Annotated in this window: 22 protein-coding genes, 1 tRNA gene and 1 pseudogene; all 24 read right to left on the minus strand. The window is 65.0% G+C overall.

Going from position 1 to position 21,420, the window contains the following annotated elements:
* Positions 1 to 38: 38 nt before the first annotated feature.
* Positions 39 to 1,457, minus strand: coding sequence for a hypothetical protein (locus tag VM621_RS14775; protein WP_325469719.1), 1,419 nt, complete (start codon positions 1,455 to 1,457; stop codon positions 39 to 41).
* 190 nt (positions 1,458 to 1,647) lie between these two features.
* The gene (locus VM621_RS14780) at positions 1,648 to 2,079 is read right to left on the minus strand and encodes a hypothetical protein (RefSeq protein WP_325469720.1); all 432 of its coding nucleotides are present in this window, start codon (positions 2,077 to 2,079) and stop codon (positions 1,648 to 1,650) included.
* A gap of 11 nt (positions 2,080 to 2,090) precedes the next feature.
* Positions 2,091 to 3,206, minus strand: coding sequence for an RHS repeat-associated core domain-containing protein (locus VM621_RS14785; RefSeq protein WP_325469721.1), 1,116 nt, complete (start codon positions 3,204 to 3,206; stop codon positions 2,091 to 2,093).
* Positions 3,207 to 3,458: 252 nt separating this feature from the next.
* Positions 3,459 to 3,548 (minus strand) — tRNA-Ser (locus VM621_RS14790).
* 110 nt (positions 3,549 to 3,658) lie between these two features.
* Positions 3,659 to 4,939, minus strand: a complete 1,281-nt coding sequence (serS, locus tag VM621_RS14795) for a serine--tRNA ligase (protein WP_325469722.1) — start codon at positions 4,937 to 4,939, stop codon at positions 3,659 to 3,661.
* Positions 4,940 to 5,040: 101 nt separating this feature from the next.
* Entirely contained in the window at positions 5,041 to 5,619 is a 579-nt protein-coding gene (locus tag VM621_RS14800; RefSeq protein ID WP_325469723.1) for a hypothetical protein, read from the minus strand.
* Positions 5,620 to 5,700: 81 nt separating this feature from the next.
* Positions 5,701 to 6,018: a hypothetical protein gene (locus VM621_RS14805; protein WP_325469724.1), complete on the minus strand. Its 318-nt coding sequence runs from the start codon at positions 6,016 to 6,018 to the stop codon at positions 5,701 to 5,703.
* Positions 6,015 to 6,344: a hypothetical protein gene (locus tag VM621_RS14810; RefSeq protein WP_325469725.1), complete on the minus strand. Its 330-nt coding sequence runs from the start codon at positions 6,342 to 6,344 to the stop codon at positions 6,015 to 6,017. The genes VM621_RS14805 and VM621_RS14810 overlap by 4 nt, the downstream gene beginning before the upstream one ends.
* Positions 6,345 to 6,358: 14 nt before the next feature.
* A complete protein-coding gene (locus VM621_RS14815; protein ID WP_325469726.1) occupies positions 6,359 to 6,790 on the minus strand; it encodes a hypothetical protein in 432 nt (143 codons plus the stop codon).
* A 214-nt stretch (positions 6,791 to 7,004) separates the two neighbouring features.
* Entirely contained in the window at positions 7,005 to 7,448 is a 444-nt protein-coding gene (locus VM621_RS14820; protein ID WP_325469727.1) for a hypothetical protein, read from the minus strand.
* Between the two features lie 4 nt (positions 7,449 to 7,452).
* Positions 7,453 to 7,713: a hypothetical protein gene (locus VM621_RS14825; protein ID WP_325469728.1), complete on the minus strand. Its 261-nt coding sequence runs from the start codon at positions 7,711 to 7,713 to the stop codon at positions 7,453 to 7,455.
* A gap of 150 nt (positions 7,714 to 7,863) precedes the next feature.
* Positions 7,864 to 8,475 (minus strand): annotated as a pseudogene (locus tag VM621_RS14830) (DUF2589 domain-containing protein); the annotation flags it as partial.
* 68 nt (positions 8,476 to 8,543) lie between these two features.
* Positions 8,544 to 9,065 (minus strand): DUF2589 domain-containing protein, encoded by a 522-nt coding sequence (locus VM621_RS14835; RefSeq protein WP_325469729.1) that lies wholly within the window; start codon positions 9,063 to 9,065, stop codon positions 8,544 to 8,546.
* Between the two features lie 3 nt (positions 9,066 to 9,068).
* On the minus strand, positions 9,069 to 9,629 hold the full coding sequence (locus tag VM621_RS14840; RefSeq protein ID WP_325469730.1) for a glycoside hydrolase family 108 protein: 561 nt from the start codon (positions 9,627 to 9,629) through the stop codon (positions 9,069 to 9,071).
* A gap of 131 nt (positions 9,630 to 9,760) precedes the next feature.
* A complete protein-coding gene (locus VM621_RS14845) occupies positions 9,761 to 10,423 on the minus strand; it encodes a response regulator transcription factor (protein WP_325469731.1) in 663 nt (220 codons plus the stop codon).
* A gap of 168 nt (positions 10,424 to 10,591) precedes the next feature.
* Positions 10,592 to 11,110: a hypothetical protein gene (locus tag VM621_RS14850; RefSeq protein WP_325469732.1), complete on the minus strand. Its 519-nt coding sequence runs from the start codon at positions 11,108 to 11,110 to the stop codon at positions 10,592 to 10,594.
* Positions 11,111 to 11,134: 24 nt separating this feature from the next.
* Positions 11,135 to 11,638, minus strand: a complete 504-nt coding sequence (locus VM621_RS14855; RefSeq protein ID WP_325469733.1) for a hypothetical protein — start codon at positions 11,636 to 11,638, stop codon at positions 11,135 to 11,137.
* A 136-nt stretch (positions 11,639 to 11,774) separates the two neighbouring features.
* Positions 11,775 to 11,918: a hypothetical protein gene (locus VM621_RS14860; RefSeq protein WP_325469734.1), complete on the minus strand. Its 144-nt coding sequence runs from the start codon at positions 11,916 to 11,918 to the stop codon at positions 11,775 to 11,777.
* Between the two features lie 327 nt (positions 11,919 to 12,245).
* Positions 12,246 to 13,574: a replication-associated recombination protein A gene (locus VM621_RS14865; RefSeq protein WP_325469735.1), complete on the minus strand. Its 1,329-nt coding sequence runs from the start codon at positions 13,572 to 13,574 to the stop codon at positions 12,246 to 12,248.
* Between the two features lie 56 nt (positions 13,575 to 13,630).
* Positions 13,631 to 15,004: a DUF3999 family protein gene (locus VM621_RS14870; protein ID WP_325469736.1), complete on the minus strand. Its 1,374-nt coding sequence runs from the start codon at positions 15,002 to 15,004 to the stop codon at positions 13,631 to 13,633.
* Positions 14,994 to 17,726, minus strand: a complete 2,733-nt coding sequence (locus VM621_RS14875) for a DUF2339 domain-containing protein (protein ID WP_325469737.1) — start codon at positions 17,724 to 17,726, stop codon at positions 14,994 to 14,996. Before VM621_RS14875 ends, VM621_RS14870 begins: the two co-directional genes overlap by 11 nt.
* Before the next feature lie 223 nt (positions 17,727 to 17,949).
* The gene (gene lolA, locus VM621_RS14880) at positions 17,950 to 18,600 is read right to left on the minus strand and encodes an outer membrane lipoprotein chaperone LolA (protein ID WP_325469738.1); all 651 of its coding nucleotides are present in this window, start codon (positions 18,598 to 18,600) and stop codon (positions 17,950 to 17,952) included.
* 31 nt (positions 18,601 to 18,631) lie between these two features.
* Complete coding sequence (locus tag VM621_RS14885) at positions 18,632 to 19,060, minus strand: hypothetical protein (RefSeq protein WP_325469739.1); 429 nt, start codon at positions 19,058 to 19,060, stop codon at positions 18,632 to 18,634.
* Positions 19,061 to 19,066: 6 nt separating this feature from the next.
* Positions 19,067 to 21,412: a DNA translocase FtsK gene (locus VM621_RS14890; RefSeq protein WP_414674545.1), complete on the minus strand. Its 2,346-nt coding sequence runs from the start codon at positions 21,410 to 21,412 to the stop codon at positions 19,067 to 19,069.
* Between the last annotated feature and the right edge of the window lie 8 nt (positions 21,413 to 21,420).

Consider the following 21,420-nt stretch of genomic DNA (forward strand, 5'->3'; position numbering starts at 1 on the left):
TCGCCCTGCCCTGTTGCGGCTTGCCCTCACCGTCGGCCTCAATCACTGGGCGGGTGACTCAGCGCTGTCTTGCCTGCCGCACTGCACCGTGTATGTCTGATCCATTGTTCTTCCGTGATACACCGATCTTTCGCGACCGTAATCGTTCGCGCCCTGCAGAGCGCTCTGTAAGTCCCATCCCGCTGCAGAGCGATATGGAACTCAGACCATCGGAGGGACAACGCGACGCTATGCCAACGAGCGGCGGGTGCGTTGTCGGTCCGACCCGAAGACACCCCTACTCGGGGGATCGACGCGACATCCCAAGCCAGGTCGAACCCCCACTGTGAACCATCCGGTTGCGTAACTGCCGTCAACGCGTGGAGGAACCCCCCCTGGGCGTAGGAATAAGACCAGGTGCGTGTTCCTGAAGCCCCGCCCTGTACGGTCACGCTCGAGACCCGTTGCGAGCCGTCCTCATAGGCGATTGTGACGTGACGGCCATCGCTCGCGGTGATGTCGGTCACCTGATCGCCGGAGTAGTGATACTCGACCGAATTTCCATAACGGTCCTCTATCCGCGTCACCAGCATGCGCCCTTCGCGGCGCGCCAGCATGTCCTGGTCGAGAGCCATCGGTGAGAAAACGCCGTCCGTTGACGCCGAACGCAGGCCTGGGCCGGAATCCAGCGGCCGGTAGATATTTGGCATGTAACGGTACGAGATGTGGTTGAACCAGTATTTTGTGCCATCCGGCGAAACAGCAAGGAAGCCTTGGGTCGTGGTTTTGTCGGCGGGCCCATCAAGGCAACCCAATGCCCAGTTTTGCTTCGTGACAATCGGATACGCCAGATTGTTGATGCCAGGGGATGCCGTAAAGTACTCGCTGCGGGTCAACAGCTCTTGGCTTCCTTCGCCGGGAATGTGCAGCTGGTACCCCGTCCACCACGTTTTCGGCTCCCAGTCCGCGCGCTCAGAATCACCGCCGGGGGCAGCCACGCTTGGCGGCTCCCTGAAATAAGTGCAAATCCAGTTCGGGTGGTCCTCTGACCCCACCACCCATCCCTGGACGTTGTTCTGGTTGGCGGTCGTGGTTGTAATGACAGGGACGTCAATGTCCCAGTCGCCAAAAGCGCGGTTCTGAAGATCCGGACGGTCATCGACGTTGTGCAGCTCAAGCTCGCGCCCCACGGTGATGGCCGGCCCGTTTCCGGTAACCGTGACGTCCACCTGGTGGAAAGAGAGGCCCCCGTCGTATAGGTTGATTCGTTCGCCGAACGGATTTTCGCCAAGAGGCTGAATGTCCTCGCCAACCTTGACTAGCTTCTTGTACTCATCCTCTGGCTGCGACACAGTTTGCGCGCGCGCCTGCATACAGGCCACCAACGCAACAACCGCTATTATGCTCAAGCGGGACGGGGTGCACTGCGCGACTGAGCCCACGCGACTTTCTTCCGCGCCCTGCATCTTCGAAATCATTCCATTGCCCCTGTGTCGACGTCTGTCGACTCGATTGATGTTCTCTACCCGAGAAGCGTGCGACGTCATTTTTGAAGGCGCTGCCTCCGGCGTCAAACTCTCACGGGACTCTCTCGCTCGCCAAAGAGCGGAGAATGTTCGACCACGACTTATGATGAATCGCGCACTTGTTTCCCAACGAATAGGAACGCTACCGGGGCTTGTTTCCTGGCCGGTCGCCGCAGTCGTACTTGGCGCATGCCGGACCCCAGGATTCGGGCCGTTTGTTGTCCACGCCTTCAAAGACAAGGGTTTTTGTATCAAACAATCCCAACAACGAGCCCTGGAACTCGTATTTATCGATGGCACGCCTCACGGCCACCTCGAACGGGTAATTGTGAGACGTCTCAGCGAAGCGGAGGCGGTATATTGTTCCCCACGGAGTCAGAGAGAACTCGACGCGAACGCACTCGCGCGTTCCTTCTTTTGTAGGCAACTCACCTATCGTTGGTTCGACCAAGGCCGCCTTCTTCACGCTGAGCATGGACTCGGCTATCTGTGCCCTGTGCGTGACGGCCCCACAATCTGTCGTTGTCGCGGTCTGGCCGCTCAAGAGCATCAAGGCGAATAGCGCGTGGCTCATCTCAAGCTCCGTTAGTGTTCCACCGGCATACCGGAATATGTTTCGCGTTTCGGTACGCCGTAAAACGCCCGGTACGGATTCTCGACCTTCCGCACGGTCTCAAGTTCGTCTTTGGTCGAATGCGGCTTTGCTTCGATGCCGAACACTTCCCGCCCTAAGGACGTATGAGCAAACTCGTGCATCAAAATCACATCGAGGGTCTGATCCCGAACCTCCGAATTGAAGGGACTGTTTACATAGCGCGCTTTGTAGGCTGCTATATTGAGCGTGTAAAAAACAGCCCCCACGCTCGGTTCGTACCGCATCTGCAACGCTGAAGCGGGCATCTGAACGAGGCTGATCTTCTCGCCGGTCCGCAGCGATGCCAGGACGAGCGCTCTCCCCTGCGGCGAGCCGATTATGTAGGCAAGGGCGGCGCGAAGCTGCTCTGGCATTTCTGACGCAGCAGCTTTTCCGAGCTCATCGGCGGTTTTGTGCTCGAAGACCCGATCAGCAATCTTGTCGTACTGTCCGCTAATCATGCCGCTCGAACTTGACGTCATCTGATCGCAGGGCACAGGACCGTCGCATATCTCCATGTCCTTGCCACCGCGCGCTTGCTTGCCATCCGGGTCGGTCAACATTGACGGCGACGCACGAACATAGAGATACATGTTGGTCGAAAACACGTCTCCTGGATTTGCGTTGACAACGTCTACGCTCAGAAAACGTCCAATGTCCGGGTCGTAATAACGGGCCTGCATATACACCAAGCCGCTTTCAGGGTCGTTGGCGTGACCCGTAAACCCAGGTCCACTCGCAGCCGTACCTAGCACTTGCTTGCCGTACGGGGAAAAATCGCTCTGCTGGATGGCATTGCCCGCCGCGTCGGTCACGACAAGCGGAGTCCCTTGGGGGTCGGTGTAGTAATAGGTCACCGTTTTATTTGCGCCTGCCTGCGCTGACACGGCGCATATGGCCATAGCGGTGGACAAGAGGGCCGAGCAAGCGAAGCGCAGCCCCGGCTCTCCGCCCTTGCGGCGACCGGGCCGCTTCTGGGCAGTGCTCTGGCGCGCCGGGGCCAGGCCGACCGCTGCATCATGCGCGTCAAAACGCGCGCGGCGCTGGGCCGCGTGTCGCACTTCCACAGCCACCCTCATAGATCGCGCCGTTGACGCTATTGTTCGGAATGAAGCATCCGATCTGCCCACCTACATCCGGAAGGTGTTCGTGTTCTAGCCACGCTCGTAGCCGCCGTGGTCGCCACGAACGTCGCTTGCCTCGCAATGACGCCCCATACCCAACAACTAGAAACAACAGCGGCTGGCATACGCAATGGCATACCAGCCGCTCTTTCTCGCGCATAAGTTATTTAAATTCAACAACTTAGGCGAGTTCACTGGCGGAGAGAGTGGGATTCGAACCCACGGTAGGCTCACACCTACGGCAGTTTTCAAGACTGCTGCCTTAAACCACTCGGCCATCTCTCCGTATTTTCAAACGCACCGAGAAGGCATTGCACCCCACCCGGCTCTAACCATTGGCGCACCCAGGAAACCTCGAGCGCGCCAATTGTACCCGACGACCGGGTACCAAGGGATCAGGCAATAGCCTCAATCCCAGCCATATACGGCCGCAACACTTCCGGCACCTCGATCGACCCATCCGCCTGCTGGAAGTTCTCCATCACAGCCACCAGCGTCCGACCCACAGCCAACCCCGACCCATTCAACGTATGCACCAACTCCGGCTTGCTGCTCGCGGGATTCCTCCAACGGGCAGCCATACGCCGAGCCTGGAAATCCGTGCAGTTCGAGCAGCTGCTGATCTCCCGATACGTATTCTGGCTGGGCAGCCAAACCTCGAGGTCATAGGTCTTGGCCGCGGCGAAGCCCATATCCCCCGTGCACAGCTGCACCTTGCGGTACGGCAGCTTCAACGCCTGAAGCACGGCTTCGGCATGACCGACCATTTCCTCGAGCTGGGCGAAGCTGGTCTCGGCGGTGGCGATCTGCACCATCTCGACCTTCTCGAACTGGTGCTGGCGGATCATGCCGCGGGTGTCGCGTCCGTAGCTGCCGGCTTCGGCGCGGAAGCACATGGAATGCGCGGTCATGCGCATGGGCAGCTCGTCGGCGTCGACGATGCTCTCGCGCACGAGGTTGGTCAGCGTCACTTCGGAGGTGGGGATGAGGTAGCGCTTCACCTCGTCGACCATGGTGCCGAACAGATCGTCTTCGAACTTGGGCAGCTGGCTGGTGCCTTCCATCGCGGCGGCATTCACGATCAGCGGCACGTTGTGCTCGAGGTAGCCGTGGCGCGTGGTGTGCAGGTCCAGCATGAACTGGGCGAGCGCGCGATGCAGATGCGCGAGCTGGCCGCGTAGCACGGTGAAGCGTGCGCCGGAGAGCTTGGCGCCGGCCTCGCCGTCGAGCCAGCCGTGACGGGCGCCCAGGTCCACGTGGTCCTTGACCGGGAAGTCGAACGGACGCGGGTGACCCCAACGCAGGATCTCCACGTTGTCGTTCTCGTCCTTGCCGATGGGCACGGACGCGTCGGGCAGGTTCGGAATGCCCAGGGCGATGTCCGCCAGCTTGGCCTGGACCTCGGCGAGCGCCTGCTCGTTGGCCTTGAGCTTGTCGCCTATGCCGGCGACCTCGGCCATGAGCGCGTCCACGCTTTCGCCCTTGCCCTTGGCCTGGCCGATGGCCTTGGACCGGGTGTTGCGCAGGTTCTGCAGCTCCTGGGTCTCGGTGGAGAGCGCCTTGCGCTCGGATTCGAGGCGCTCGATCGTCACCACGTCGAGGTCGAAGTTCCGGGCGGCGCGCAGGCGCTCAGCCGTTTCGGCGAGCTTGCCGCGCAGGAGGGCGGGATCCAGCATGAGAGGGGCTTCCGAGGGTGTACGAGCCGGGGATTATCGCAAATTTGGGCGCGGACGGGTCTGGCAGGCCCAACCTGGCGGGTCTGCCGGGGTGGCCCGCATCAACGCTCGGGCTTCCAGTCCGCGAACGCGACCGGCTTCGCCTTGTTGGCTCGGGTGACCGAGGTCTTGTCCGGCTTGCCCTCCAACGGAAAGGACGTCGTCACGATCTCGCTCTGAAAGAACCACTTGCCGGCCGTCACGTCGTAGCGAAAGGTGACGAAGTCCGACCAGTGGGACCCACACGAGACCGCGTTCTGCACAGTGAAGTACATCCCTTTGACGGCCAGTCCATCGTCATCCTCGTCGAACGGGTCGCATTGCCCACCCTCGTCTGCACGCAGCACCGCGACATCGTTGCGAGCGGTCAGCTTGAACGCGCCATCGTCCTGGCTTTCGAAGATGAGGAGCGGACGCGGCGATGCGTTCTCGCGAGTATCGACGGCGTGGTGCACGACGACGAGAAAGCTCTGCCGCTTGTTTCCGAGGTCCGGTCCCGCTGCGTATTGCATGACCTCGAAGCCATGAGGGAGCTGCGCCTGGATGCTCTTCGGCAATTCAGCGACCGCGGCCTGGCAGACGGCCGCCGAACCGAGCATCGCCGCGGCCAGGCCGAGCGCCGCGCGCGTGTTGAGTGCCATGACGTATTCCTTTGGGAGGTCTCCGATGTGCCCGTATGGTAAGCGTTGACCCACCGCGAGAACACCGGATGCGTCTTGCGCTCAGGTCTTCGGGATGGGAAACGCAGACGCCTCGCGATGCCGCTGCATCGACCGCCAGATCCACTTCGTCATCAGCAGGGCCATCCCCAGGTTGGTCATGACCTCCCCCGGCCAGACATGCCCATAGCTGATCTCGTGAAATCCCACCCGGTCGGCCACGATGCCCAGTACGTTCACCAGCGCCCCGGCGGCGATGCACGCGTGGCAAAGCCGCAGCAGGCGGCCGAGGCGGCGGTCGGTCAGCAGCCAACAACCGCATACCATCATCACCAGGCTGCATGAGAGGTCGGCGTAGAGATAAAAAAGACCATCGTTCATGGGTTGCCGCCTCCGGCGATACGGTCGATGACTCGATTGGCCAGCGTCTCGCCGCGCGAGTCGATGAGCCGCTGGACGATCATCGTCAGCCGCAGCCCGAAACAGCCGACCAGGAAGGAGACGCCGGCCTGGATCTCGGCCGGCGAATCCGGGAGGAAACGCCGTTCCAGCATGGGGGCGAGGAAGACGGCCATCATCGCCCCGCACACCACCTGCGCGACGGCACGTTTGCGCGAAGCCTCGTTACCCAGCGCCACCGGAAGGATGGCGCCACCCACCGCCGCCAACAGCAGCCAGAAGCGGGTGAAGAGCAGCATGGTGTCCATGAGGGTGACCTCGCTCAGGGTTGGGGCGTCGCCGCCGGCGACGACTTGAGTTCACCGTGCCAGGTGGTCTTCGACGATGGGAAATCGATAGCCAGGCGTCCATCCGCACCCGGCGTGAACGTCACATCGCGGCCCTGCAGGTCCTGGCAGAATTTCCCGCCGTTGGTCGAAACGCCGAAGCGATAGACCGATGCGGCCCCGGTATCCTTCAGGAACTTCGCCGGCACGGCGCACGAGAAGTGCTCGCCGAAATGCACGTTCACCGCGTCGCCCTGGAATGTCGCGTCCGCCGCCACGTCCGTGTTGGCCTGCTGCACCAGTCCCGTCCACACGCCTCGCGGCTGCGCCGCCAACGCCAGCCCCGGCAGTAGCAGAACCGCGACAAGCACCATTGCCCGATGTGGGAGCCGCTTCAGCGGCGATGCTCTTCCAATGTTCACAACCATACGTTTCTCCTCAATCCAAAAAGAAGGCACAGCCCGCCCTACCGGCCAAACCACACCGCCACGCCGGCACCCCCGGCAATCGCCAACAAAACCACCACCACTCCCCAGACCCACGCCCGACGCGGATCGCGCGCCCGCACGGGCACCTCATCCACGCAGGCCACCAGTGCCCTCGCCCACTCCGGCGACACCTTCATCCCCGACAACTTCTCCATCAGCCCGTCCCCGCCACGACCGGACCGCTCACCAGCCGATCGTCCAGGACGATGCGCGGCTGCCAGGCGTCACGGGCAAGAAAGCTGATGCTCATGTGATGCACCCGCGCCCGACGGAACCACACGCGCCGCGCCGGCCGCATATCGATCACCAGCTCGTCCACGCCAAGCGGCCCACGTTCGTAACGCAGCCGGCAATCGAAGGCCACCGACAACTCGGTCACCTGTGGCACGCGCGGATCGCGAAACGCGCGCAGCGGGATCACCACGGGTTCGAGCGGCGCGTCGGGTCCGGCATCGCGTGGAATCTCCACGTGCAGGGCCTGGGCGTCGGTATCGCCCGCATCGACAAGCGCGGCGCGACGTCGGCGTAGCGCTTCGTTGGCGGCCTCGACCGAGACACGCAACGTGTACAACAACTGGTCGAACGTGCAGACGGCCATCGTCTTACTCCCCGACCAGCCAGGACGGTTTGCGTGGGAATCCCACGTGGTAGCAGATCCACTGCAGCACCACCTGGTGCTCGCCGATCTGCAAGATGGTGAAGCTCTTTTCCACACCGATGATGGAACCGCGCGGCGAGTCGCTGAGGCAGCGGTTGAGCAAGGCGCGTGCCTCCTCGATCTTCGCCTCGCTATTCATCTGGTTGGGATTGTCGCTACCGACAACCACGCGCTTGACGAACTTCACGTCGGTCAGGTCGAACATCCTGTCTCTCCGGGAAGAGATCGCGACGACCTCGCGGGCGTCGCGATCCGTTATGGATCACAACGCTCAGGGATTGCCGGTACCGCCAGACGCAGCGCCACCGCTGGCCGCGCCACCGCTACCCGACGCACCACCCGCCGGCGTATTCGTCACCGGCACCGGCGCGCCGATCTTGCGCGGCGCGCAAGCGGTCTGCAGGATGTCCAGCACACGCATCAGGCCTTCCGGCGCTCCGCCGTCTTCGGCGTGAACCGAAACGTTGTACTTGGCCGAGTTGTCGGATGCGCGGGTGCTTTCCTTCGACGAAGCCACCGCACCGGAGACCCTCGCCGTGGCCTTGAAGATGCCCCAGCCGATCGACATCGAGGCATCGAACGAGCCGCTCTTCGAATCCTTCTCGGTCTGGCTGAAGGACGACTTCACTTCCATGTTGAAGGTGATGTCCACCGTGGTGATACTCAGGTTGGGAACCTTGACGATGGCCAGCAGCGGCACTTCCAGCTCGACCTCTTCCTCGGCGATGCCAGCGCCGTTCGGGTCGTCCACGGGACGCTTGAACTTGAAGCTCGCGGTGCGTGTGGCGCCTACGCCGGTGGCGTCATTCGCGGCCGGCGGCAGGAAGCCGATGACCTTGATGAAATCCGCGGTGGCCTGGGCCAGCTTGACCTGGGCCTCGCAGGCGGCGGTCAGCGGCGAGCCGATCAGGTCGCCCATGGGCAGACCCTTGAACTGGCTTGAAATGTTGACGAGTTCGTCAGCCATGATGTGACTCCTTGTGGTGTTTGACGCGCCGCGCGGGATGCGCACCGCGGTTCAGCGCGATCGACGGATCAGTCGCCCGGCTTGAACGTCTTGAAGACCCCCTGGGTCTGCGAAAGGTGGTTCATCAGCCGCGCGGCGCCATCGGTGGGCTCGCTGCCCTCGACACGCAGCACGACGTGCACCGCCCCGCTCTTGCCTTCCTTGCCGCCGGCCGCGGGGTCCACGCGCAGGTGCGGACGCGTCGATGCCGGCTTGCCTTTCCATCCGGGCTGCGCGGTCGCGTCGTCGTCCGGCGCGTCACCTTCGATCACCAGGCCGATGTCGGCATCGAAGGTGATCTCGACGTCCTTGATGCGCAGCACGTTGGTCGAGACCAGGGGCAGGATCGGCGCGCGGTAGAGGTCTTCGTCGTCTTCGCCGGCGTCCGGGTGAAGGGATGGCATGCGGATGACGACGCTCTTCGGCCGGTTGTCCTCGTCGAAGAAGTCGCTCAGGTGCGACATCTGGTGTTGCTCGATACGATCCTGCGCATCGACGACGGCGCCGGCGATGGCTTCGATCAAGGTGTTCAGTGAGGTCTGCGCGGCCATGGCTCAGCGGCCCCCCGTCGATGCGGGTGCAAGGTCGGGGAAGGAATCCACGCGGGCCAGCCAGCCCTTGAGGAACTTGCCCAGCGACGGGCGCTGGGTGACCAGGTCGTTGTAGTAATCCTTGCGGCCCTGCTTATAGGCGGTGTAGACGGCGACCGAATCGGCTTTTGCCAGGGTGGCCATCGTGCCTGCGCCGATCGCGCCATCCACGCTCAGAGGCGGTTTGGCACCGAGCGTGTTCAACACCCGTTGCAGCAGCTTCGACGCGTTGGCGCCCGCGTTCACCTGGAAGTCGAACACGATGTTCGCCAGCGGCTGCAAGGCGATCTCGTCGCCGTGTACCTTGTCCCAGTACAACGCCTTGTAGATGATGCCGGCCTGTGCATCGGTCAGCGCACGCAGGTTGTCGAGTGTCGGCGGGATGTTCAACAGGCGCTGCGCGCACTGCTGGAACGTGCCAAAGGTGACCCCCTTGTTGGTTGCGCCACCCGGGTCGGCGGGGTCGTTGACGAACCCGCCCTCGTGCTTGAGCAACGTGGGAAAGAAGCTGGTGAAGTCGGCCATGAGTTGATCTCCCGATGCGCGTTGTGTGCCCTGGTGGGATCACTATCCGTTCACGCCGGAAGCTGCGGCATCGGGAGATGCCTGATTTACGCGCGTACGAATCCTGATCGCAGGACATCACGGTTCGCGTGTCACGGTTCGAGGGCAGTGAGGCCTTCGCGCAGGGCGTAGCGCGTGAGCTGCGCAATGCCATGGATACCGAGCTTAGCCATGATGTGTTCGCGGTGTGTGCCGACGGTCTTCACGCTCACATGAAGCCGCTCCGCGATGTCACGCGCGCTGAGCCCTTCGGCGAACAGCTGGGTGATTTCCCGCTCCCGTGGGCTCAGCGGTTCCCGCGGTGCGAACGAGGGGCTGCTGCTCCGGCGCATGCCGTCGACCAATAAATGGGCGATATCGGGGCTGATGAAGAAGCGCGAGCGCATGACACTGTCGATCGCCTCGTGCAGCACGTCGAAGCCATCGCGCTTGAGCACGTAGCCGTGCGCGCCGGCGTCGAAGGCGGCGCGCACCCAGCGCGAGTCGTCATAGGAAGACAGACACAGCAGCCGCGTGCGTGGACATCGCGGCGCGATGCGTCGGATGACCTCCAGGCCACTCAGACCGCGCATGGCGCAGTCGAACACGATCAGGCCCGGCTGGCAGCGCAGCGCGCTGCGCACGCAGTCGCGTCCGTCGGCGGTGCTGCCGATCACCTCGAAGCGTGGCAGCGCGGCCAGCAGCGATGCCACGCCTTCGCGCAGCAGTGCCTGCTCGTCGGCAAGCAACACGGTCACCGGCATCACAACGTACACCGCCGCATCGCCGGCACGCGGTCATAACGGAAAACACCGCCACAAGGGGCGGTGGTGTGGTCATGCGAAGACATCCTGGACCCCCTTAAAGTCCCTCTGCCAGCTCCCCTGCCGGATGGACGGTCGCCGGGCTCTCCCGGCGACCGTTACGCGCGCGTGCGTCCCCCCTCAGAGACGGCTCACACCTTCGGTGATCTCGTCCACGTCGTCTTGCTTGGTGAATTCCTTCCAGAGGTCGCTCCCCGACGGATTGGTCGGAACGATGCCGTGCGTCGCATCGGCCTTGAACGCGGTGCCCTTGCCCACTTCATCGAAGAGGAGCACGCGCTTGGTCGCCGCCACGCGGGCGCCGGTGTCGTTGGCCAGGCGCTGCCCGGGCGCCCACAGTTCGTTGAAGTCGCTGAGCGTGCCGCCGGTCCGGGTCTGGGCGCTGTTGCAGTTGGCCATGACGACCCACTTGATGCCGAGCTGGGTCACGCATGCGGCCAGGGCCTTGAGTGTGTCGACCGCTTCTATCTCCTCGCGGTGACCGACGACGATCAACAACGAAAAATCTTTCGATGTCACACCGGCGAGCGACGAGCCGTCCACCCAGTTGGATGCGGCGGGATAAAGCGCCTGCAACCGCTTCGCTTCGCGCTCGCCGTCGGTGGAACCATGGGGCCAGGTGATGAGAGTCTTTGCCATTTTTGTGCTCCTCGATGGAATGGGTTACGCCGCCCAGCTCCAGCCGCCGGTGTCGACACGGGCGGCCTGCAGCACCTCGTTGCGGGCACCGACGGTGAAGTCGTAGTAGCGCGAAGGCAGGTAGCCGGGGCGCGGGGCCGATTCGTTGCGATGAGAGAACACGCGGACGGATAGACCGTCATAGCCCACGGCCTTCATCAACGCGGAAACGGACGTGGTACAGCCACCCGTGCCTTCGCACGGCAGCAGCGTGCAGTCGATCTCGACGCGAACGATGTCCCGGACCGTCGCCGCTGGCGTGGCTTTGCCCAGGACGACCGTGAGCGTCTTGGCCGATTCCCGCCAGAATTTCTGGTCCGGATGATTGATGGCGCCGGAGCCGCTGCCCTGGATGGCCTTGCCGATCGCGACGACCCGGTTGTTGGTCAGGATGAGGTGGGCGATGTACTCGACGGCGCCGGTGTTCTTCGAGTAATCGGCGGTGACTGCATAAATGGGCTGCTTGGTACGCGAATAATCGGCAGGCATGACACGCTCCGGTCGGTGGTAGGTGCGAGAACCGTAGTTCGGCGCACCCCACCGGCCGTATCGGCCAAATGCTGATTTTCGAGACGAAGAATGCCTGGTTGAGAACGGCGCCTCACTTCGGCGGCGTGTCTTCCGGCTAGCCGCTGCGGATGCGAGTAGCCTCGGCCGGGAGCACGGTCGGTTCGCGCCAGTCCAGTTGCTCGAGCAGGAAGTTGTAGTCGTCGTCGCTCAGTTGAAACGCCAGGCGGCAGCGTTCCAGCTCGGCGCGCTGGGCGGCCACGGCCGAACGAGTGCCGCGGCGAACGGCAGGCCAGCGAGCGCCCAGCCGGCCCATGCGACCAGCAACGCCGTCAGCAGCACACCGCCAGGGGCGAGGGTCAGCAGCGGCGTCCATCAAGGCCGGCGCGATGAAGCAGGAGGCTTTCGAAAAGTGTCAAAGCGTGTCGCCCCCCAAGTCTGGTGTCTGGAGGGTACGTCTCTCCGCCCGAAGAGGCTACTTCGCTGCGAAGCCCCGCTTCACGCCCCTGCCAAGCCACCAGCCGATCGCCGCGCCGGCGAGCAGCCATCCGCGACAGCGCAGCTCGATCTGACGGACACGGCGACGCCGCTACTTGCCGCGGCGAGCTTCTTCGCGGGCGGCGCGCAGCGCGGTGAGCTTCTCGCGCAGCTTGAGTTCTAGGCCACGGTCCACCGGCTCGTAGAACGTCATGCCCACGAGTTCGTCGGGCAGGCATTGCTGATCGAGTGCCACGCCGCCTTCCGCATCGTGGTCGTATTGGTAGCCGCTACCGTAGCCGAGGCCTTTCATCAGCTTGGTCGGCGCATTGCGCAGGTGCATCGGCACCTCCAGCGTGCCCATCTGCTTCACTGTCGCCTTCGCCTTGTTGAAGGCCATGTACGCGGCATTGCTCTTGGGCGAGATCGCCAGCCAGATCGCCAGCTGCGCGAGCCCGAGTTCGCCCTCGGGGCTGCCCAGGCGCTCGTACGTATCCCACGCATCCAGCGCCATCCGCCAGGCGCGCGGCTCGGCCAGGCCGACGTCTTCCACCGCCATGCGCGTCATGCGCCGCGCGAGATACAGCGGATCGCAACCGCCGTCGAGCATGCGCGTGAGCCAGTAGACGGCGGCATCGGGATCCGACGAGCGCACGGATTTATGCAGCGCCGAGATCTGGTCGTAGAACTGCTCGCCACTCTTGTCGAACCGACGCGTGCGATCGGCGAGCACCTGCTCGAGCGTCGCGTCGTCGATATGCCCCCCCTCGGCCAGCTCGGCGGCGATTTCCAGCAGCGTGAGCGCGCGGCGAACGTCGCCGTCCGCCGCGCTGGCGATGAGCCGCAGCGAGGCCTCTTCCACGGTGAGGTCGAGGTCGCCCAGGCCGCGTTCGCTATCGGCAAGCGCACGACGCAGCGCGGCGACGATATCGTCCGGGCCGACCGGATCCAGCACGTGCACGCGGCAGCGTGACAGCAAGGCCGAGTTGAGCTCGAACGACGGGTTCTCCGTGGTCGCGCCGACGAAGATGATGACGCCGCGTTCGATATGCGGCAGGAAGGCATCCTGCTGCGCCTTGTTGAAACGATGCACCTCGTCGACGAAGAGCACGGTGCGGCGCCCCTGCGCGAAGTTGCCTTCGGCTTCGGCCAGCGCCTTGCGCACGTCCGGCAGGCCACTCATCACCGCGGAAATCGCGCGGAAGTCCGCGTCCGCATAACGCGCCACCAGCAGGGCCAGCGTGGTCTTGCCACAGCCCGGCGGCCCCCACAGGATCATCGAATGCACCTTGCCCGCTTCCAGCGCACGGCGAAGCGGCTTGCCTTCGCCGGCCACGCGCTGCTGCCCGACGATCTCGTCGAGGCTGCGCGGACGCATGCGCTCCGCCAGGGGCTTGAGGGCTTCGGGTTCGGCGAAAAGGCCGGGGGACTGGAAAGACATGGGACTCGGTGCCGAGGGTGAACGCCTAGTATCGCGCGTTCACCGTAAAGGCGGGCTCAAGGCTCTTCACGCGGCCCGCTGGGCGGCTTGCGCAGCAGGCTGGCGGCCATCCCGACGACGACCAGCACGCCCGCGCCGAGCACGACCCAGAGCATGACGCGGGTCCAGTCGAACGGCGCCTCCGGCGCCGCCAGGGCGTCCTCGCCGGCCATGCGCTCGCCTGGGCCGACCGTCGCCTCGACAGGCCGCCAGCCCTCCGGCTGCTGCTTGCGCAGGCCCGCGAGCGCGTCGCCGATCGGCCAGGCCGGGCGACGGGCGATGCGGCTGCCGACGAGCAGCCGGTAAGGCGCCTGGCCCTCCGGAACGAAGACGAAGCGGTCCGGCACCCATCCCAGCGCGAGACGCGGCGGGTCGCGCAACGGCGTGGCCGAGTGCAGGCGCAGGGCATCGCGGCGACCCGCCGGGATCTCAAGCGTCGTACTGCCATCGCCCTGCCCGGCGGTGACGACGAGCGTGCCGAGCGATTCGCCCAGATGCTCGCCATCGAGAGCCATCGCATCGACGCGCGCGACGGCATCGTGGCCACGCGTGAGACGCAAGGCGTCGATCGGCAGCGCGGCGGCAAGCGTGTAGTCGTAGTCGACGCCCTGCCCGCTGGATCGCGTGTTGCTTGGCTGCACGTCCAGCCACTGGCGCGGGGCTTCGTCGGCGCTGAGTTTTTCTTCCAGGCGCCCGGCAAGGATCGCGGTGGCTTCGCCTTCCGTGGCCCAGTGCACGCTGCCGCTGACGATACGCACGCGGAAGTAACGGCCGCTGCCGCCCTCGAGTTTCACCGTGGTGACATCCGGCGTGTCGCCGCCGTGTCCCCTCGACAAGATCGTGGCCTGCCGGATCAGGCTCGTCCAGGTTTGCAGATCGTCGCTGACGTCGATCGACACGTTGTCGAGCCGCACGTCCGCACCTTCGCTGACCTGTGCGGGCGGCAAGGTGATCTGCGTGAGGTTGATCGACGTACGCGCGTCGATCAACCACTCATGCACGGGGCCGGGGGCGTTGTCGTTGCCGGGCTGGATGACGATGTCGCCGTTCGTGCTGCGCTCGATGCGCGGGCCGGGCGAGCCCGACTGCGCCGCCGGCACGGCCAGCAACGGCAGCGTCAAGGTCACCGGGCGCGAGACGGATTGCGGCGGCTGGTAGACGCCCGAAGGCACCTGTTGGCCGGTGGCGTCGACGACCACGATATCGCCCAGAGCCGTGTCGGGCCGGCTCCAGGTATACGCGTCCTGCGGCAGCGACACGACATAAGCCGGCGCACCCGGCGCCGCTGCGATCGGATACTCGGTGGCGAACCGCTCGGCGGGCACGGCGGCATGGGCGCAGGACGCGACGAGGGCGAGGGCCAACAAACCACGGCGAACGTCAGGACGCATGCGAAGACTCCGGATCGGATTCGGTGGGTTGCCGCGGTGGCGCGGGGGCGAGGTAACCGATGACGGTGCAAAGCAGGCCATAGGCGATGAACGAGGCGATCCCGAACAGGTTGCCCAGATGCCCACGATCCACCAGCAGCAGCTTGGCAAGCACGAGCGCCATGGTTCCGGCGCCGGCCATCCACAACAGGCGCTGTCCACGCTTCGATCCCATCACCCAGGCGACGACCCCGATGATGCTCCAGACCACGGTGAGCGACAGCTCGGCGAGACTCGAGCCTGGCATGGCGTTATCCCAGGGCACGCCGCCAAGGTGGTGCACGGAGCGCAGCGTCATGCTGGTCGCGATGATGAAGAACATCACGGCGAGCACGGCAGGCCGGAGGCGACGCACGCCGGCAGGCATCGTCGCATCCGAAATGCCGCGTGCCGTGAGCAGGAGCACGGCGACAAGCAGCAGGTCGACCGGATTGAGTACGGGAATGAAGACCAGCGGATGCGATGCACCGGCCGTGCCCAGCGCGGTGAGTCCGGCAAAGAACAAGGCCAGCGCGGCGCAGGCACCCACGGCACGGCGAATCGCTTCGGCATGCACGGTGAGCGGCGCGGCGACGACACGGGGCCGCCACAACACCAACGCGGTGAGCAGCAGCGTCGGCATGGCCGCGGCGAGCACATGCCAGCCCTGCCCCAGGGTGGTCACGACGTCGAAGGCCAGCACGATAGCGGCCGTGCCGATGGCGAGCCAGCGCACCCAGCCGATCGTCGCGGCAAGGATCGCCGCCACGCGATGTCCCGCCAGCGCACGCAGGGTGAACCAGCCGGTCGCCAGCATCACCGCGATACCCGCGAGCGGCCAACCGGCGAGCGGCTGGATATCCTCTTCGGCGGCCGAGAGTGCCACCGCCATGCCCGCCAACAGGAACAGCGGCGCGGCGAAGGCGAGCACAACGCCGAGATCGAGCTTGCGTACGCGCTTGCATGCCTCGGCGAGCAACCACGCGGTGACCGCAAGCACGGCCAGCCAGTCGCCGAACGCCAGCGGGCGGTCGAACACGAAGGTATCGATCTCATTGGCGAAGGTGGCCAGCCACCAGATCACCGCCCAGACCAGAAGGCCCACGCGCGCCAGACCCGACACGCCGCGCGACGTGCCATGCCGGTCGAACTGCCACACGCCCACGCTCGCACCGATCACCAGCAGCAGGCTGCCGATGAAGGCGGCGTTGAGGACAGGCGTATCGTTGTAGTGGTGGCTGAACAGCGTCGCGACAATCCACGCCGCGCCAGCGGCCAGTTGCAGGAACACGCCAGACCAGCGCGGCAGGCGTCGTGCCTGGCGAAAGCCCAGCCAGATCAAGCCGGCACCTTCGAGCGCGAACACGCTCGCGGTGACACTGGCACTGAGTGCAAGCGGCACGGCGATCGTCGCGAAAGCCACCGCCAGTACGGCCCAGGTTTCACGGAGCAGGCCCATGTCGTCGCGCTTGCGAATCGCGAACGCGATGGCGACGTAGATCGCCGCGGCGACGAGTGCGGAGATCGCCAGCGGCATCGGCTCCCAGTCGAGCAAGGCACCTTGCAGCAACAGGCTCGCAATGGGATTGCCGAACATCAGGCAACCGTCGAGGATCGCCCGCTCGCGCTTCGGCGAGCGCAGCACGTGCAGCCAGGGCACGGCGAGATACAACAGGAAGTGCAGGATCAGGAACGGCTCGGTACTGGCAAACCATGTCGGCCGATAACTCAGTACGCCCCACAACGTTCCCACCCCGAAGGTCGCGATGAAGCCGAGCACGTTGAGCACGCGCCACGCCTTCTTCCAGGCGATGCCGAGGATGCCGAGGTTGAGGACGGCATAGTACGAAAACAACGCGACGTGATTCCCCTGCCCTGTCGACGCGATGATCGGTGCCGCAAAGCCGGCGATCAGGCCCAGCACGGCAAGCGCCAGCGCATCCTGCAACACGGCCAGCACGCCGAGGCCCGCGACGAAAACGACAAGCAGGGCGAATGTCGCCGTCGCCGGCAGCAGGCCGTAAAGCCGGTAGGCGGCGAACACCGTCATCACCAGCACGCCGAGCGCGCCACCCTGCAACGACAACGCGAATGCCCGACGCTTTTCCCGCTGCAACCAGCCAAAGCCGACACCCCCGATCGCGAACAGCGCGACAAGACTCAGGCGCACGGAAATCGGCACGCGCAACAGCCCCTGGTCGGACGCGTACTTCAGGAACGCGGCGACGCCGGCGAACAACACCAGCATGCCCACCTTCACCGGCACATTGCCTTCGGTGAACCAGCGCTTGGCCGCATCGGCCAGCCGCTCGATCCACGACGGTCCAGTCGGCGCGATCGGCGCCACAGGCGGCCGCGACACCGCCGAGCCCGAAGGCATCGGCGGCATCGGCGGCGGCACTGGAAAAGCGCCGGCTGCACCAGCGATCGGAGCAGCCGCGGACTCAATGTGGGAGCCGGCTGCGCCGGCGACAGGCGCCGCATCGGGCCACTCGGCACGGGTATCCTGCAAGGGCTTCGATGCCACGACACCCGCCCCGGGCGCCAACTCGGCCAGGCGCTTCCGCACGGCATCGAGATCGCTCTTCAGCCCCGACATCCGGCCCCAGAGCAACCCGACGGCGCCTCCAAAAACGCCCCCTACCCAGCCGTGCTCGACCAGCGCCCCGACAATCGCGCCGATGATGGCCCAGATGACAATCATGCCTTCCCCACTCCCGAACATCCTGTGTGCGACGAGTCTGGCATGAAAATGCGAACCTGTAGCAGGGTTGCCCGACCCTGCGCGGCGCCATGCGATTCATGTGGGAGCCGATGAATCGGCGATTCCTGCGGCCGCAGGTGATGTTCCTGCAAGCACCCAATCGCCGCTGAAGCGGCTCCCACACGTCGCCGACGAATCGGCTTACCGCTTATCGGCTTACCGCTTATTTGACGGGCTGGGTCTGCAGGACGGGGGCGTCACCGATCACGTCGGTACCCTGCGGCGGCACGAAGTCGAACGTGCCGGGCGCGACCGGGGCATTCTTCTGCCAGCCGGCGAACTGGATCTTCGTGGTGTTACCAAGCTGATCCTTGAACACCATCTGCGCCAGCCCACCCACGTCGAAACCGAGGTCCGCGAAATCGAACTGCGGGTCCTTGCCGGTGGACTGCAGGCGCAGCCAGACCAGGCCATCGTGCTCGCCCTTCTCGGTGACCTTGAAGTCCTTGTCCATCTGGGTCAGGTCGGTCAGCACGGTCAGCGGGCTCTGGGCTTCCTCGCTGCTCTGCTTGCGCACGGTGACCTGTTCGAGATCCGGGTCGTACAGCCACACGCGGCTGCCGTCGGCGACGATGGTCTGCTTGTACGGGGTGAGCGTTTCCCAACGGAACTGACGCGGCGCTTCGAGCGCCATCGTGCCGGTGCTGGTCTTGCCTGGATCGCCGTTGGCGTTGGACATGGTCTGGCTGAAACGCCCGGTGATCGAGTGCAGACCCTTGGAAAAGGCATCCAGCCGCTCGCGCGCCGGACCGGCGGCGGCGAAGGTCGGCAGGCTGAGAAGGGACAGCGTCGCGGCAAGCAGGAAGCGTTTCATCGGGAGGTATCCGTTGGGGTCGGCGCGATTGTCAGCGATCGGTTTCGAACAGCGACTTAAGCATGTCGATGGCTTCGGACGGGCTGATCTCGCCCGCCTCCATCTTCTCGCTGATATCGGCGATAGCCTTGCCGTCACGATGCCAGAACGGCGCGGCACGCGTGGCGTTATGCACCGGGCGGGCCTCCTGGCCGAGCACCACGATTTCGGCGATCTCTTCCTGTTCAGCGAAGATCACTTCCAGCGCGTCGTCGACGCCGGCGGTGTGGCCGGTCGGGTAGTCGCGGGTGACGAAGCAGGCGCGGCCGTCCTCGGCGCGCAACTCCAGACCGGGAATGGAGGGATTGAGTTCGAAAATGCTCTCGACCTCGTCCCGTACCTCGGCCGTCGGCGCAAGGTCACCGGTAACGAGCAAGCCCCAGGGGCGCTGGCGTAGCGCGCCCGGCTTCATGGCGTTCATGGCGAATCAGTCCTTCGGAGGCGGCGGCGCGAGCACTTCGCGGTTGCCATTGTGCTGCGGCGCGCTGACGATGCCGTCCTGCTCCATCTGTTCGACGAGGCGGGCGGCGCGGTTGTAGCCGATGCGCAGGTGGCGCTGCACGCCGGAGATGGAAGCGCGACGCGTCTCGGTGACCACGCGCACGGCGCGGTCGTAGAGCGCGTTGTCGCTGTCGCCATCGCCTTCGGCGTCCTGCGGCAGGCCGGAGTCGTTGATGATCTTGCCGTCGGAGGTCGACTGCACTTCTTCCAGCACGCCGGAAATGTAGTTCGGCGCACCCTGCGCGCGCAGCCACTCGACCACGTTATGCACTTCGTGATCGTCGACGAAGGCGCCATGTACGCGCTCGGGCGTGGCCGTGCCGGGCGGCAGGTAAAGCATGTCGCCGTGGCCGAGCAAGGCTTCCGCACCGGACTGGTCGAGGATAGTCCTCGAGTCGATCTTGGACGACACCTGGAACGCGATGCGCGTGGGGATGTTCGCCTTGATCAGGCCGGTGATGACATCCACCGATGGACGCTGCGTAGCGAGGATGAGGTGCACGCCAGCGGCGCGCGCCTTCTGCGCCAGGCGGGCGATGAGTTCTTCGACCTTCTTGCCGACGATCATCATCATGTCGGCGAATTCGTCGATGATGATGACGATGTGCGGCAGCGGCTCGAGCGGTTCGGCGACCATGCCCGGCATGTCCGGGTTGGCGCGGAACAGCGGATCGAGCAGCGGCTGGCCGCTGTTTTCGGCGTCCTTCACCTTCTTGTTGAAGCCACCGAGGTTGCGCACGCCCACCGCGGCCATGAGCTTGTAGCGGCGTTCCATCTCGGCCACGCACCAGCGCAGGGCGTTGGCGGCTTCCTTCATATCCGTGACGACCGGCGCCAGCAGATGCGGAATGCCCTCGTAGACCGAGAGCTCCAGCATCTTCGGGTCGATCATGATCATGCGCACGTCTTTCGGGCTGGCCTTGTACAGCAGGCTCAGTACCATGGCGTTCACGGCCACCGACTTACCCGAGCCGGTGGTACCGGCGACGAGCAGATGGGGCATCTTGGCCAGGTCGGTAACGACGGCCTTGCCGCCGATGTCCTTGCCCAGCGCCAGCGCCAGCGGCGACTTCATCTGGTCGTACTTCTCCGAACGCAGGATCTCGGAGAGGTAGACGATCTGCTTCTTGGTGTTGGGGATTTCCAGGCCGATGACGTTCTTGCCGGGAATCACGTCCACCACGCGCACGCTGACCACGGAGAGGCCGCGCGCGATGTCCTTGTCGAGGCTGGATACCTGGCTGCCGCGCACGCCGGCGGCGGGTTCCAATTCGAAACGGGTAATCACCGGACCCGGATAGACGCCCATGACACGGGCCTCGATGCGGAAATCCTTGAGCTTCAGCTCCACCTGGCGCGAGAGCACCTCGAGGGTTTCCTCGGAGTAGCCCGGGCCTTGCGGCGGTGCTTCGTCGAGCAGCGACAGCGGCGGAACTTCGCCATCCATCGATGCGCCGGTAAACAGGGGAATCTGGTTTTCGCGGGAGGCGCGATCGCTCTTGACCACCATAGGCACCGGGGTCTCGATGCGCACGGGCTCGCGCCGGGCTTGCTTGATCGCCTCGGCCTTCTTGACCACCTCGCGCTCGGCGCGGGCGTTGCGTGCGGCCATCACTTCCGGCGCGCGACGCATCTTGCCGCCGAACCAGCCGCCGATACGCACGACGCCCTGCCCGGTCACGTCCATGAGCTTGAACCAGGACAGGCCGGTGGCGAGGGTGACGGCGATAAGGAAGACGGCGAGCAGCAGCAGCGGTGCGCCCTTGTCGCCAAAGGCGCTGTGCAGGCCGTGACCCACCCACTTGCCGACGATACCGCCCGGGCCTTCGGGCAGGACGGGCGAATCGACGTTCAGGTACACCAGCGCGGGGCCGGTGATGAAGAAGAACACGAAACCGATCAGGCGCAGGGAGGGCTCCCACGGCGCGACGAGTCTCTCGCCGCGCGCGCGGAGTACCTGTATGCCCAGGGCCAGCAGGAGCAGCGGAAAGCAGTAGGAAACCAGGCCGAAGATGTACCTGAGCAGGTTGGCGATGTTCGCCCCGACCGAGCCACCGAAATTGGTGGCCCGCTCGGCAATGCCCATGTGGCCCCAGCTCGGGTCCTGGTCGTTGTAGCTGAGCAGGCAGACGAGCAGGTACAGGGCGAGCGGCAACAGCAGCAACGCCCCGGCCTCGCGCAGGCGGCGCTTGAGCTCGTCGCTCAAGCCCTCACGCTGGGCCTTGACCTGGCTCCTTGCCTGTTTCTTTACGACTTTCGCGCTGCGCGCCACTTAGCAGA

The sequence above is a fragment of the Luteibacter sp. genome (assembly GCF_035539195.1).
Lineage (GTDB): Bacteria > Pseudomonadota > Gammaproteobacteria > Xanthomonadales > Rhodanobacteraceae > Luteibacter.